Annotated in this window: 11 protein-coding genes; 7 read left to right on the top strand and 4 right to left on the bottom strand. The window is 67.5% G+C overall.

The window, feature by feature from the left end; translation table 11 throughout:
- Positions 1-18 precede the first annotated feature (18 nt).
- The 7 genes from ACYKG1_RS14345 to ACYKG1_RS14315 are packed head-to-tail and all read left to right on the top strand — an operon-like array spanning position 19 to position 6,919.
- Positions 19-1,347, top strand: a complete 1,329-nt coding sequence (locus tag ACYKG1_RS14345) for an acetylglutamate kinase (RefSeq protein WP_262228137.1) — start codon at positions 19-21, stop codon at positions 1,345-1,347.
- Positions 1,348-1,350: 3 nt separating this feature from the next.
- The gene (locus tag ACYKG1_RS14340) at positions 1,351-1,953 is read left to right on the top strand and encodes a GNAT family N-acetyltransferase (protein ID WP_478470786.1); all 603 of its coding nucleotides are present in this window, start codon (positions 1,351-1,353) and stop codon (positions 1,951-1,953) included.
- Positions 1,950-2,903: an N-acetyl-gamma-glutamyl-phosphate reductase gene (gene argC / locus ACYKG1_RS14335; RefSeq protein ID WP_262228139.1), complete on the top strand. Its 954-nt coding sequence runs from the start codon at positions 1,950-1,952 to the stop codon at positions 2,901-2,903. Before ACYKG1_RS14340 ends, argC begins: the two co-directional genes overlap by 4 nt.
- Before the next feature lie 20 nt (positions 2,904-2,923).
- Positions 2,924-4,219, top strand: a complete 1,296-nt coding sequence (gene argH / locus ACYKG1_RS14330; protein WP_478470785.1) for an argininosuccinate lyase — start codon at positions 2,924-2,926, stop codon at positions 4,217-4,219.
- Complete coding sequence (locus ACYKG1_RS14325; protein WP_100473391.1) at positions 4,219-4,482, top strand: YciI family protein; 264 nt, start codon at positions 4,219-4,221, stop codon at positions 4,480-4,482. Before argH ends, ACYKG1_RS14325 begins: the two co-directional genes overlap by 1 nt.
- Before the next feature lie 11 nt (positions 4,483-4,493).
- On the top strand, positions 4,494-5,651 hold the full coding sequence (proB, locus tag ACYKG1_RS14320; RefSeq protein WP_478470784.1) for a glutamate 5-kinase: 1,158 nt from the start codon (positions 4,494-4,496) through the stop codon (positions 5,649-5,651).
- Entirely contained in the window at positions 5,648-6,919 is a 1,272-nt protein-coding gene (locus tag ACYKG1_RS14315) for a glutamate-5-semialdehyde dehydrogenase (RefSeq protein WP_478470783.1), read from the top strand. Before proB ends, ACYKG1_RS14315 begins: the two co-directional genes overlap by 4 nt.
- A 75-nt stretch (positions 6,920-6,994) precedes the next feature.
- Here the strand turns inward: ACYKG1_RS14315 and pgaD are convergent, their stop codons facing one another.
- Genes pgaD through pgaA form a run of 4 tightly spaced genes read right to left on the bottom strand, consistent with a single transcriptional unit; the run spans position 6,995 to position 12,635 of the window.
- A complete protein-coding gene (gene pgaD, locus ACYKG1_RS14310; RefSeq protein ID WP_100473388.1) occupies positions 6,995-7,465 on the bottom strand; it encodes a poly-beta-1,6-N-acetyl-D-glucosamine biosynthesis protein PgaD in 471 nt (156 codons plus the stop codon).
- Entirely contained in the window at positions 7,462-8,718 is a 1,257-nt protein-coding gene (gene pgaC, locus ACYKG1_RS14305; RefSeq protein WP_100473387.1) for a poly-beta-1,6-N-acetyl-D-glucosamine synthase, read from the bottom strand. The genes pgaD and pgaC overlap by 4 nt, the downstream gene beginning before the upstream one ends.
- Before the next feature lies 1 nt (position 8,719).
- Positions 8,720-10,606, bottom strand: coding sequence for a poly-beta-1,6-N-acetyl-D-glucosamine N-deacetylase PgaB (pgaB, locus tag ACYKG1_RS14300; protein WP_478470782.1), 1,887 nt, complete (start codon positions 10,604-10,606; stop codon positions 8,720-8,722).
- Position 10,607: 1 nt separating this feature from the next.
- A complete protein-coding gene (pgaA, locus tag ACYKG1_RS14295) occupies positions 10,608-12,635 on the bottom strand; it encodes a poly-beta-1,6 N-acetyl-D-glucosamine export porin PgaA (protein ID WP_478470781.1) in 2,028 nt (675 codons plus the stop codon).
- Between the last annotated feature and the right edge of the window lie 16 nt (positions 12,636-12,651).

The raw sequence follows: 12,651 nt of genomic DNA, 5'->3' as shown, positions 1-12,651 counted from the left end.
CTTTCCGACGAAACCGAAATGTCTCCTGCCCTCCAGCCCCACCGCCAGACCCGCCAGACCATAGTGCGCCTGCTTTCCAGCATGGCCAGCGCGAAGGAGATCAGCCAGTACCTCAAGCGCTTCTCGCAGCTGGACGCCAAGCGCTTTGCCGTGGTCAAGGTCGGCGGCGCGGTGCTGCGCGACGATCTCGACGCGCTGACCTCTTCGCTGTCGTTCCTGCAGGAAGTCGGCCTGACCCCGATCGTGCTGCACGGCGCCGGCCCGCAACTGGATGCCGAACTGTCGGCGGCCGGCATCGAGAAGCAGACCGTCAACGGCCTGCGCGTGACCTCGCCGGAAGCGCTGGCGATCGTGCGCCGCGTGTTCCAGCAGTCCAACCTGCGCCTGGTCGAGGCGCTGCAGCAGAACGGCGCGCGCGCCACCTCGATCACCGGTGGCGTGTTCGAGGCCGAGTACCTGGACGTGGACACCTACGGCCTGGTCGGCGAAGTGAAGCGGGTCAACCTGGCGCCGATCGAAGCCAGCCTGCGCGCCGGCTCGATCCCGGTGATCACCAGCCTGGGTGAAACCGCAGGTGGCCAGATCCTCAACGTCAACGCCGACTTCGCCGCCAACGAGCTGGTGCAGGAGCTGCAGCCGTACAAGATCATCTTCCTGACCGGCACCGGTGGCCTGCTGGACGAGGCGGGCAGCGTGATCGATTCGATCAACCTGTCCACCGAGTACGACCACCTGATCGCGCAGCCGTGGATCCACGGTGGCATGAAGGTGAAGATCGAACAGATCAAGGACCTGCTCGACCGCCTGCCGCTGGAATCGTCGGTGTCGATCACCCGACCGGCCGACCTGGCCAAGGAACTGTTCACCCACAAGGGCTCGGGCACGCTGGTGCGCAAGGGCGAAAAGGTGCTGCGTGCCACCGCCTGGAACGAGCTGGACCTGCCGCGCCTGAAGGGCCTGATCGAATCCAGCTTCGGCCGCACCCTGGTGCCGGACTACTTCGAAAAGACCAGGCTGCTGCGCGCCTATGTCAGCGAGAACTACCGCACCGCGGTGATCCTCACCGACGAGGCCGAAGGCGTGTACCTGGACAAGTTTGCCGTGCTCGACGATGCACAGGGCGAAGGCCTGGGCCGCGCAGTGTGGAACGTGATGCTGGAGGAAACCCCGCAGCTGTTCTGGCGCTCCCGCCACGGCAACCCGATCAACCACTTCTACTACGCTGAATCCGACGGCTGCTACAAGCAGGACCATTGGAAGGTGTTCTGGTACGGCGCCGATGGCATCGATCGTATCCGCACCTATGTCGACCATTGCGCCCGGCGCGCACCGAGCCTGCAGGGCTGAGCGATGAACAACCCGGACGCATGGAATCTGGTGCCCACCCTGCGCGGCCGGCACGTGACGCTGCAACCGCTGCAGTACGAGCACGTGCCCGGCCTGCGTGCTGCGCTCGACGGCAGCGGGCTGGACCAGCTCTGGTACACCCAGGTGCCGTCGCCGGAGCGGGCTGAGGCCTATGTGCTGGCGGCGCTGCAGGCGCAGGCCGAGGGCAGGGTGCTGCCGTTCGTGATCCGTGATGCGGCCGGGGACATCATCGGCAGCACGCGCTTCTACGATCTGGATGCCAGCGTGCCTAGACTCAGCCTTGGCTACACCTGGTACACGCCGCGCGTGCAGCGCACCGGCGCCAATACCGAAGCCAAGCTGTTGCTGCTGCAGCACGCCTTCGAGGTGCTGGGGTGCATCAGCGTGGTGCTGGAGACCAGCTGGTTCAACGCCACGTCGCGCACCGCCATCGCCCGCCTCGGCGCCAAGCAGGATGGCGTGCTGCGCAACCACAAGCGGCACGCCGACGGCACGCCGCGCGACACCGTCATCTTCTCCATCATCGATGCGGAATGGCAGGGCGTGAAGCGCCACCTGCAGTACCGCCTGGACAGTCACGCATGAACGATTCGACTTTCACTCTGGGCATCGTCGGTGCCCGCGGCCATACCGGCGCCGAGCTGATCAAGCTGGTGGCCGCCCATCCGCGCCTGGAACTGGCCTTCGTCTCTTCGCGCGAGCGCGCCGGGCAGCGCCTGTCCGACCACCATCCGGAATTCCAGGGTGGCCTGCAGTACGAGAACCTGGACGCCGACGCGGTGGCCGCCAAGGGCGTGGACGCGGTGATCCTGGCTCTGCCCAATGGGCTGGCCGCGCCGTTCGTGGCCGCGCTTGAGACCGCGAAGCCGGACACCGTCATCGTCGACCTCTCGGCCGACTACCGTTTCGACAACAGCTGGTACTACGGCCTGCCGGAGCTGACCCGCGGTCGCTACAACGGCCAGAAGCACATCAGCAACCCGGGCTGCTATGCCACGGCGATGCAGCTGGCGGTGCATCCGCTGCTGGACCTGCTGGCAGGCCCGCCGCAGTGCTTCGGTGTGTCCGGTTACTCCGGTGCCGGCACCACGCCGTCGGACAAGAACAACGTCGAACTGCTGGCCGACAACCTGATGCCGTATGCGCTGACCAACCACGTGCACGAGCGCGAGGTGTCGGTGCAGCTGGGCGTGGCGGTCGAGTTCATGCCGCACGTCGCGCCGCATTTCCGTGGCATCACCCTCACCGCCAACCTGTGGCTGAACCGCGTGCAGACCCGTGAGCAGATCGTCGAGCGTTTCCAGCAGGCCTATGCCGGCGAACCGCTGATCGAGGTGGTGGATGAAGCACCGTGGGTCAGCCGCATCGCCGGCCGCCATGGTGCCCAGGTCGGTGGCTTCACCCTGGCCCCGGGCGGCAAGCGGGTCGTCGTGGTGGCGACCCTGGACAACCTGCTGAAGGGCGCGGCCACCCAGGCCATGCAGAACCTCAACCTCGCGCTGGGCATCGACGAACTGACGTCGATCCCGCACTGAACACGCCTTCCGGAGCCCCCATGGCAGACCTTCTTTGGCAGAAGCCCGGCGTCGCTGTCGACGCCCAGATCCAGACCTTCCTCGCCGGCGACGACGTGATCCTCGACCGCGAGTTCTTCCTGCATGACATCGCCGCCAGCGCCGCGCATGCGCAGGGCCTGCAGCACATCGGCATCCTCAGCGCCGATGAACTGGCCGGCCTGCTGCGCGAGCTCGACGTGCTGGCGCAGGACTTCCGCGCAGGCCGCTTCGTACTGGATATGCAGTACGAAGATGGCCACTCGGCGATCGAAGCACGCTTGACCGAGCGTCTCGGCGATGCCGGCCGCAAGATCCACACCGGCCGCAGCCGCAACGACCAGATCCTGGTCGCCACCCGCCTGTGGCTGAAGGAAAAGCTGCAGCGCGTGGCCCAGCTCAGCGCCGAGGTGGCCAAGGTCGCGCTGGACCGCGCACAGGCCGAGAAGGACCTGCCGATTCCCGGCTACACCCACATCCAGCGTGCCGTGGTCTCCTCGGCCGGCATGTGGTGGGCCGGTTGGGCCGAGGCCTTCATCGACAACGCCATTCGCGCGCGCCATACCCACGCACTGGTCGACGCCAATCCGCTCGGCACCGCCGCCGGCTACGGCGTGAACCTGCCGCTGGACCGCGAGCACACCACGACCGCGCTCGGTTTTGCGCGTATGCAGGTCTCTCCGATCTACGCGCAGTTGTCGCGCGGCAAGTTCGAGCTGGCCGCACTGGAGGCCCTCGGTGGCGCCACGCTGGACCTGCGCCGCATCGCCTGGGACCTGTCGCTGTTCACCAGCGCCGAATTCGGTTTCGTGGCATTGCCGGCGCAGTACACCACCGGCAGCTCGATCATGCCCAACAAGCGCAACCCGGACGTGATCGAACTGATGCGCGCGACCCACGCCAGCGTCGCCGCCGCGCGCACCGAGATCGAGCAGCTGCTGTCGCTGCCCTCGGGCTACCACCGCGACCTGCAGTCGTCCAAGGGCGCCATCTTCCACGGCTTCGGCCGTGGCCTGGCCGCACTGGAGCTGCTGCCGGCGCTGCTGGCCAACCTGGAATGGCGCGACGACCGGCTGCGTGCGGCGATCGACTCGGGCATGTACGCCACCGACGTCGCCGTGGAAGCGGCCGTGGCCGGCGTGCCGTTCCGCGAGGCCTACAAGGCGGCCGCGGCCGGCGCCGACAGTGCAGGGCAGGGACGCACGCCGGAAGGCAGCCTGAGTGCGCGCGTGTCGCCGGGTTCGGCCGCCGACCTGCGCCTGGATGAACTGCGTGCGCGCTGGCAGGCGCTGTCCTGATGGCGGCCACCGTGTACCTGGTGCTGGCCATGCGCCGGCCCGATTTCAACGCCGCGGCCGTGCAACCGCACCGCGATTTTCTCGATGCGTTGCAGGCACAGGGCAAGCTGCAGCTGACTGGTGGTTTCGCCGACGGCAGCGGTGGTGCCTATGTGCTGTGCAATGTCGAGAACCTGGAACAGGCGCAGGCCATCGTCGCCACCGATCCGCTGGTGACGATGCAGGCCTCCGACCTGACCGTGCACGAATGGAATACCCGCTGAGACCCTGACCGATGAGCCTGCATGCCGCCAACGTCGCCTCGCCGTTCCCGGAACAGGCGCTGCCGCCATGGCGGCGTGCGGTGCTGAAGGTCGGCAGCAGCCTGCTGGCCGCCGATGGCGGCGGCCTGTCGCCACGCCACGCGCTGGGCCTGGCCCAGTTTGTGTCCGCCAACGTTCTGGCGGGGCGCGAGGTGGTGATCGTTTCCTCCGGCGCGGTTGCGGCGGGGCGAGCGATTCTGCCGCGGGCCGATGAGCCCGGTGCGGCGATGGCGGCGCGGCAGGCCCTTGCCGCACTCGGCCAGGCGCAGCTGATCGGCCTCTGGCAGCGCTTCTTCGAACGCCCGGTGGCGCAGGTGCTGCTGACCCACGACGACCTGCGCAACCGCCGCCGCTACCTCAATGCGCGTGCCACGCTGAGCGAACTGCTGCGGCTGGGCGCGTTGCCGGTGGTCAATGAGAATGACACCGTGTCGGTGGACGAGCTCAAGCTCGGCGACAACGACAACCTGGCCGCCACCGTGGCGGCGCTGGTCGATGCCGATGCGCTGTTCATCGCCACCGACATCGACGGCCTGTACAGTGCCGACCCACGCGCCGTGGCCGGCGCACAGCCAATGCACGACGTGCCCGAACTGAGTGACGACGTGCTGGCGATGGCCGGAGGCGCCGGTTCTCGTGCCGGCACTGGAGGCATGCGTACCAAGCTGGAGGCGGCGGCGAAGGCCGGCCGCCTCGGCATCGAGACCTACCTGTTCAACGGCCGCAGCAGCGACGTGGTGCGCGCGCTGGCACAGGACCGCCTGTTCGGCACCCGCATCCATGCCGCACGCAGCCGCGAGGCGGCCCGCAAGCACTGGCTGCGGCACGCGCCGCTGGCCGAGGGCGTGATCGTCATCGATGCCGGTGCGGCACAGGCGATGCGCGAGAAGGGTGCCTCGCTGCTGCCCGGTGGCATCACCGCTGTGGAGGGAACGTTCCGCCGTGGTGACATGGTGCAGGTGTGCTGGAACGCGCCGCAGGGGCGTGTATGTGTCGCCCGCGGCGTCAGCCAGTACGCGGCCGATGACGTGCGCCGGATCGCCGGCCATCATTCCCGCGACATCCAGGCCGTGCTCGGCTACAACTACGGCGGCAGCGTCGTCCATCGCGACGACCTGGTGCTGCCATGACCGGTATGAAGGACTCCCCGATGAGCGACATCGAAGCGCAGGCGCGTGCCTGCCGTGACGCGGCCCAGATCGTTGCCGGCCTCGACAGTGCGGCCCGCCGCTCGCTGCTGCTGGCGATGGCACAGGCGTTGGAAGTGAATGCCGGGCTGATCCTGGCCGGTAATGCACGTGACCTCGCCGCCGCGCGCGACAAGGGCATTGGCAGCGCCATGCTCGACCGCCTGGCGCTGGACCCGGCTCGCCTGTTCGCGATGGCCGAGGCCGTGCGTGAGGTCGCCGCGCTGCCCGATCCGGTCGGCCAGGTCACCCGCGACGATGTGCGTCCGAACGGCATCCGCGTGCAGAAGGTACGCGTTCCGCTGGGGGTGATCGCGATGATCTACGAGGCGCGCCCGAACGTGACCGCCGAAGCGGCCGCACTGTGCCTGAAGGCCGGCAATGGCGTGATCCTGCGCGGTGGTTCCGAAGCGATCCACTCCAACACCGCCATCGCCCAGGCCCTGGCCGGTGCCTTGCAGGCCAATGGCGTACCGCCGGCGGCGGTGACCGTGCTGACCGACCTGCGCCGAGAAGCCATGCTGGAACTGCTGCAGCTGCATGAGCTGATCGACCTTGCCATTCCGCGCGGTGGCGAAGGCCTGATCCGTTTCGTGGCCGAACACGCGCGCGTGCCGGTCATCAAGCATTACAAGGGCGTCTGCCACCTGTTCGTGGATGCCAGTGCCGACCTGGGCAAGGCCATCGACCTGCTGGTGGATGGCAAGTGCAGCCGTCCTGCGGCCTGCAATTCACTGGAGACGCTGCTGGTGCACCGCGACCTGGCCGAAGCGTTCCTGCCGCGCGTGGCGCAGGCGCTGGGCGAGCGCGGCGTGCAGCTGCGCGCCGATGCGCAGGCGCAGCCGTTGCTGCCGGGCAGCACGGTGGCCACCGAAGAGGACTATGCCGCCGAGTTCCTCGATCTGGTACTGGCGGTGCGCGTGGTTGATGATCTTGATGCGGCCATCGCGCATATCCGCGCGTACACCTCTGATCACACCGAAGTGATCGCCACTGAAGACGCCGGCCATGCCGAGCGCTTCATCAAGGCACTGCGCTCGGCGGTGGTGATGGTCAATGCCTCCTCGCGCTTCTCCGATGGTGGCCAGCTGGGCCTGGGCAGCGAGATCGGCATTTCCACCACGCGCCTGCACGCCTACGGCCCGATGGGCCTGGAAGCGCTCACCGTCGAGCGTTTCGTGGTGCGCGGCGAAGGGCAGACGCGCAAGTAGATCCACGCCATGCGTGGATGCTCTTGGCGGCAGACCCAAGTGCCGACCAAGGTCGGCACCCACCAGTCAATCGGCCTACACCACCTCGCGGCGGATGCCGATCGGCCGCGCATGTTCATCCATGTGCAGCGTGGCGGCCTTGCAGCCCTTCAGGCGCTCGGCCAGCCCGGTGCTGGCACCCAGGTCGGCGGCCACTTCGTTGAGGCTGGCCAGCGGCCGCGGCAGGCGCCGGTCGTGGCCGCGGAAGCGCGCGCGGTTGTACTCGGCCCAACCGATCAGCAGAACGCTGGCACACAGCAGCATCAATGGCAGCGCCACCAGCACATAGGGGTCGAACTGGCTTTGCCGTTCGTACAGCTGCTGCCAGGCCAGCTGCCCGCCCACCAGCCACGAGAACAAGGTGACCAGGGGCGCCCAAAGGTAGAAATAGAAGCCCCAGAACGCCAGGGTGACAAAGCCCCAGGCAGTGCGCTGGAAGCGCGGTTGGCGATGCGGCTTGCGGATCATCCGCGAGTCGAAGCGGTTGGACGGACGTGGTGCGTTCATCGGATCCCCCGATCGGGACTGGTCCAGGTGGCGCGCTTGCTGCGACGGCGCAGCAGGGTTTTCGGCAGCGCCACCAGGGTGGTGGAAAGGCTGATCAACCAGTACGCCATCGGGTACCAGATGACCCAGAAGTAGTTGCGTCCAATCTGTGTTTCGTAACGCCGGTCGATGATCAGGCTGCTGGCGAACTGCAGCAGGCAGACCAGCGCCAGGATCACGCCATGCCACTGTGGCAGCAGGCTGGCGATATGCAGCTGTGGCGGCATTTCGATGAACTTGCCCAGCACCCACAACACCACGATGAACAGCATGGTGTAGGCCCAGGCCACGCTCAGCACGTACTCCAGCAGGACGCCCCACATGCGGCGTTCCTTCCAGTGCAGCAGCGAACGCGCGTGGCGCAGCATCACCTCCACGCCGCCCTGGGCCCAGCGCAGTCGCTGCCGCCACAGCCCCTTGAGCGTTTCCGGCATCAGGATGAAGCACAGCGCGTTGGGCTCGTAACGGATGTCCCAGTGCGCGCGCTGCAGGCGCCAGCTGATGTCGATATCCTCGGTCACCATGTCATCGGACCACCAGCCGACCTGGTGCAGTGCGGTGCGGCGGAAGCCGGCGATCACCCCGGAAATGGTGAAGATGCGCCCGTACACGCGCTGCGCGCGCTTGATCATGCCGATGATCGAGGAGAACTCGGCTACCTGCAGGCGTCCGAGCAGGGTGGAGCGGTTGCGGATGCGCGGGTTGCCGGTGACCGCACCGACCCGGTTGCCACTGACAAGATGCCAGACCATCCAGTGCAGCGCATGTTCTTCCAGCATTGCGTCGCCATCGATGCACACCAGGTATTCCGAGCGTGCGGCCAGCGCGCCCATGCGCAGGGCGTTGGCCTTGCCCAGGTTGCGGTCCAGGTGCAGCACGCGCAGTCGTGGGTGCTTTGCTGCCAGGGCGTCCAGCCGTGCGCCGGTGTCGTCGCTGCTGCCGTCGTCGATGGCGATCACTTCGTAGTCGGCGGGGTAGCGCTGGGCCAGCGCCGCAGTGAGCGTATCGTCCAGGTTTTCTGCTTCGTTGTGGCAGGGTACCAGCAGGCTCGCGAACGGTGGATCGACCATCAACGGCGGGTCGTTGCGCGGGCGCGAATGGCGTTCGCGCCGGAAGTAGTAATACAGGCCGCCCGACATCCAGAAGAACGCCATCACCATCGGATAGTAGAAGGCGAACTGGAACAGGACCTGCAGCAGCGGATGCATGTCCATGTCACTTCTCCGGGTACGGGAAGGTGCCGGCGGACATCGCCGCGCGGGCATCGCGGGTGGAAGGCTGGTCGGCGATGAAATCGTCCGGGTACCAGGCGAAGTGGTGCACGCCCTGCGCCTGCAGCTGGCGGATCTGCGCGCGCAGGCGTTCGGCGGGAATCGGCTGGCGGCTGCGCCAATCGACGGTCTGCAGTTCGAACAGGGTGTGCTGCAGCTGTGGGTCATGTGCACGCGCCGCGGCCAGCAGCTGGTCGAGCCAGCGTTCCGGATGCTTGCTGCCTTCCATCCACGGCATCGCCATCAGCGCGGTCTGGTCGTAGGCCCTGTTGAACATGTCCAGCCGCTGCGCGAACCAGGCCTCGCTCTGCGGACGCAGCACCGGCTCGGCGTACAGGTTGCGTACGGTGGCCAGCTTCGGCCGCCAGCGCTGCGCGCTGTCGCGCAGGGCCAGGGTGAAGTCGATCAGCGCCCGGGTGCGTGCGCTGCCATCGTCGCCGGCCGCCAGCGCCGGCAGTTCCGTGTCGCGCAGGTAGCCATCATCATGGAAGAGCAGGCCTTCGAAGTAGGAATTGATCGCCAGGTCCTCGTAGATGTCGAGCATGATCCTGCGCGCCGTCGGGTTGGTGAAGTCCAGCCGGTACATGCCATCAGGATCGCCGTTGCGGATCGCCAATGCCTTCCGCTGCACCGGATCGGGCAGTTCGAACCCGAGCACCGGCAGCCATGCGTAGACCTTTACGCCGGCCCGGGATTTCAGCTGCCACGCCACGCGGCTGAACAGGTCCGCGCGCATCGGCATGTGGCGGTTGGGGAAGTACAGCGCGTCGGCGGTGTTGTTGCCGTCCGGATCGGCGAATGCCTGCAGGTAGACGTGGGTCGGTGCGATGCGCTTGACCCGCTCGATCAGCGCATCCAGATTGCGCGCCTGCTGCGCGGGGTCGGGGTCGTACACATCATCCAGGTCGATCTGCAGGGCACGGATGCCATCGAGCGCGGCATCGCGGCGCAGCTCGTAGGCCAGCCCTTCCACCGTCGGGTTGTCGCTGACCAGGAAGCGCGCCAGGCCATGCAGGTCGCTGGCCACCGGGGTGCTGCGGCCCTCCAGGTCGAACGAGACCGGCATGCCCAGCTGTTCGGCGATGTCGTTGCTCATCCGGTTGTAGGCCGCGTAGGGCCAGATGATCGCGCGCGGGCGCACGCCCAGGTGTTGCTCGATGCGCTGCGCGCTGCGCGAGAGATCGGCATGCAGGCGCTGTTCGTATTGCGCCTCGCTCTCGTAGCTGTGCGTGGCCGGGCTGTAGACGCGGGTGACCACGGCGGGCGTGGAGTTTCCCTGCGGGTTGGCAAGTACCCCGTGGTGCAGGTCGTCGGTATGGCTGGCCACTTCGACCAGGCCGCTGTCACGCATCTGCTTCAACTGCGCCCAGGTGACGAAGTCATCGCGGCCGAACCGGCGGTAGCCGTAGTCGATGCTGCGGCCAGGCGCCATGTCCACGTAGTCGGTGATCACCGCCACCAGCGCCGGGTAGCGGTAGGCCTGCAGCAACGGGAAGGCTTTGTCGTAAACGCTGCGCAGGCCATCGTCGAAGGTCAGCAGCACCGGTTTCGGTGGCAGCGTGGCGCGCCCCTGGGACGCATCGATCACCTGCGACAGCGACACCGGGTGGTAACCATGTGCCCCCAACCAGTCCAGATGGGCGGCGAAGTTCTGCGTGCTCACCGCATAGGTATCAGCATCTCCCTTGGCCGCGACCTTATCGCGGATGTCGTGGTAGCTGAGGATCAGCAGGCCGTTGTCGTTGGCATCGAGATGCACGGGCTGCTGCGCGAACGCCGATGGCGTGATGGCCAGCAGCAGGAGCACGATCAGTCGCAGGATGCGGGCCATGTCACTCTCCCCAGCGCAGTGCGGCTTCGAAGCCGAGATGACGCTCGCGGTGGCCGTCGTAGACCGGCCGCGACCAGCGCATGCCGTACTCGAACACGCGGCCCTGGCCCAGCTGCCATTCGTGCATGTAGGACACCGAAGGGACCAGCGCGCTGCCGAAGCCGTCCTGCCAGTAGTCACCCAGCGAGACCGTCAGCCGGTGCCGGAAGTGGCGTTCGTAGTGGCGCCACAGCTGCTGGTCGATGCGCAGGCCGATCTCGATCATGCGATCGCGCTTCGGGTTGAAGTAGGGGGCATCGTCGCGGCTGCCACGGCTGGTATAAGCGTTGGCCAAACCATCGATCAGCCACCGTGGGCGGGTCAGCAGGCGCTGTTCGAGGCGGGTGCTGAACAGTTCGCGATGGTTGCCGTCGTCGTAGCGGAAGCGGCTGGCGCCGAACATCCAGTGCGTGCGTTCGCTGCGCCGGTAGTCCACCTGGGCACTGACGCTGTTGGCGGTGATGCCGGCCACGCGCGCCTGCATCGAAGCATCCGGATCATGGCGTGCGGCCACCAGGCCTGCGTGCCAGTAATCATTGACCTGCCAGCCGGCGCCGGCGCGCAGGCCGGTATCGCCGATGTGGTCGTTGGCGCGAAGCACCGCGGCTTCCGCATCCAGCCGACCGAAGCGGTAGCGTACGCCTGCGCCAAGCCACAGTGGATCGATGCGCTGGTCCTGGAAATCAACCGAGCGCCGGTCGGCGAAGGCGAACAGCCGCCAGCGATCGTCAAGTATGGGTGTCTGGACCTCCATGCCATAGCGGCGGTCGTCGTTGCCCAATGGCGAGCTGCCACCACCACCGGAACTGCGTCCGATGTCGGTCCATGCCTTCAGCTGCCAGCCGCGATGTGCGCGCCAGGCCTGGTCCATGCGTTCCACGGCGGGCTGGGTGGGGTAGCGTGCGACCAGGTCGTCGTGCAGCGGGCGCGCGAGGTCGTCGCGCTGCAGGGCGACATGGGCTTCCTGCATGCCCAGCCGTGGTTCGATGTCGCGCGGGTCCAGTGCGTGTGCCATCTGCTGGCGCTGTAGTGCCCTGCGTGGCCAGCCGCGCATCATGTAGACGCTGCCCAGCGCACTCTGCAGCCCACCGTTGCCCGGTGCGATGTCGACCATAGATTCCAGATCGCGTTGCGCGGTCGGGAGGTCGCCGCTGTAGGCGCGCACCATTGCCAGGTTGAGGTCGGCCTCGTAGCGGGACCAGTTCGCGTACGGCGATTTGCCGTTGCTCCAGCGCCACGCCGGCTCCTTGTCGCGCCATGCCTGCAGCAGGTCGATCGCCTTTTCCTGCTGCTCGCTTTCCAGGTAGGCGTAGGCCAGTTCCGAATGCGAGGCGTCGCGTGTCGGGTCGCCGGCCACCGCGGCCTGCAGCACCGGAATGGCTTCTTCCGGGTGCAGGGAACCCATCAACGAATCGCCCACTGCGGGCAGCACGTAGTCGGGCAGGGTGTGGCCTTCGCCCTGCAGTGCCCGGGCTTCCGCGCGGACCTGTGCATGGCGGCCCAGCCGGTTGAGCAGGATCAGGCGGTCCATGCGGATCCGCAGTGGTGCCTGCGCGGGCGGCGTGCCTTCGCCGCCGAGGTAGCGCTGCATGCGGGCCAGGGTCGATTCGGCCTCCTCCAGGCGGCTGTCCTCGCTGCTGCTGTAGGCCAGGCTCCAGACCACCAGCTTGGCCAGGTAGTCGCCTTCAATGCGTTGCTTCTGTGCAGCGTCGAACAGTTGCGGGCGCTGCTGGTACAGCTCCCAGGCGCGCCAGGCATTGCCGATGTCGCCCAGGGTCAGGACGCGCAGCTTGAACAGCAGGTCGTCGTTGGGCTGCTGCTGGCTGGCGCGCTCGATCGCGCCGAGCGCATCCAGCCAACGGGCCTGGTCGCGGAAGCGGCCGATCTCGGCCAGGGCCCCCTCGCGATCGGGCGGGGCAGCGCTGCTGGCCCAGGCCAGGGCAGTACAGGCAAGGCCGACGCAGAGCGCCAGCCGGCGGTGGACAACCATTGGGGACCCCCTTGGC

This window comes from Stenotrophomonas sp. 85239_Sma (assembly GCF_056481725.1).
This window is presented reverse-complemented; position numbering and strand designations above follow the sequence as displayed.

Coding starts and splice junctions, on each gene's coding strand:
- pgaD (WP_100473388.1), bottom strand. CDS start 7,465: ATGAACGCACCACGTCCGTCCAACCGCTTCGACTCGCGGATGATCCGC.
- proB (WP_478470784.1), top strand. CDS start 4,494: ATGAGCCTGCATGCCGCCAACGTCGCCTCGCCGTTCCCGGAACAGGCG.
- ACYKG1_RS14340 (WP_478470786.1), top strand. CDS start 1,351: ATGAACAACCCGGACGCATGGAATCTGGTGCCCACCCTGCGCGGCCGG.
- argC (WP_262228139.1), top strand. CDS start 1,950: ATGAACGATTCGACTTTCACTCTGGGCATCGTCGGTGCCCGCGGCCAT.
- pgaB (WP_478470782.1), bottom strand. CDS start 10,606: ATGGCCCGCATCCTGCGACTGATCGTGCTCCTGCTGCTGGCCATCACG.
- pgaA (WP_478470781.1), bottom strand. CDS start 12,635: ATGGTTGTCCACCGCCGGCTGGCGCTCTGCGTCGGCCTTGCCTGTACT.
- ACYKG1_RS14345 (WP_262228137.1), top strand. CDS start 19: ATGTCTCCTGCCCTCCAGCCCCACCGCCAGACCCGCCAGACCATAGTG.
- pgaC (WP_100473387.1), bottom strand. CDS start 8,718: ATGGACATGCATCCGCTGCTGCAGGTCCTGTTCCAGTTCGCCTTCTAC.
- ACYKG1_RS14315 (WP_478470783.1), top strand. CDS start 5,648: ATGACCGGTATGAAGGACTCCCCGATGAGCGACATCGAAGCGCAGGCG.
- argH (WP_478470785.1), top strand. CDS start 2,924: ATGGCAGACCTTCTTTGGCAGAAGCCCGGCGTCGCTGTCGACGCCCAG.
- ACYKG1_RS14325 (WP_100473391.1), top strand. CDS start 4,219: ATGGCGGCCACCGTGTACCTGGTGCTGGCCATGCGCCGGCCCGATTTC.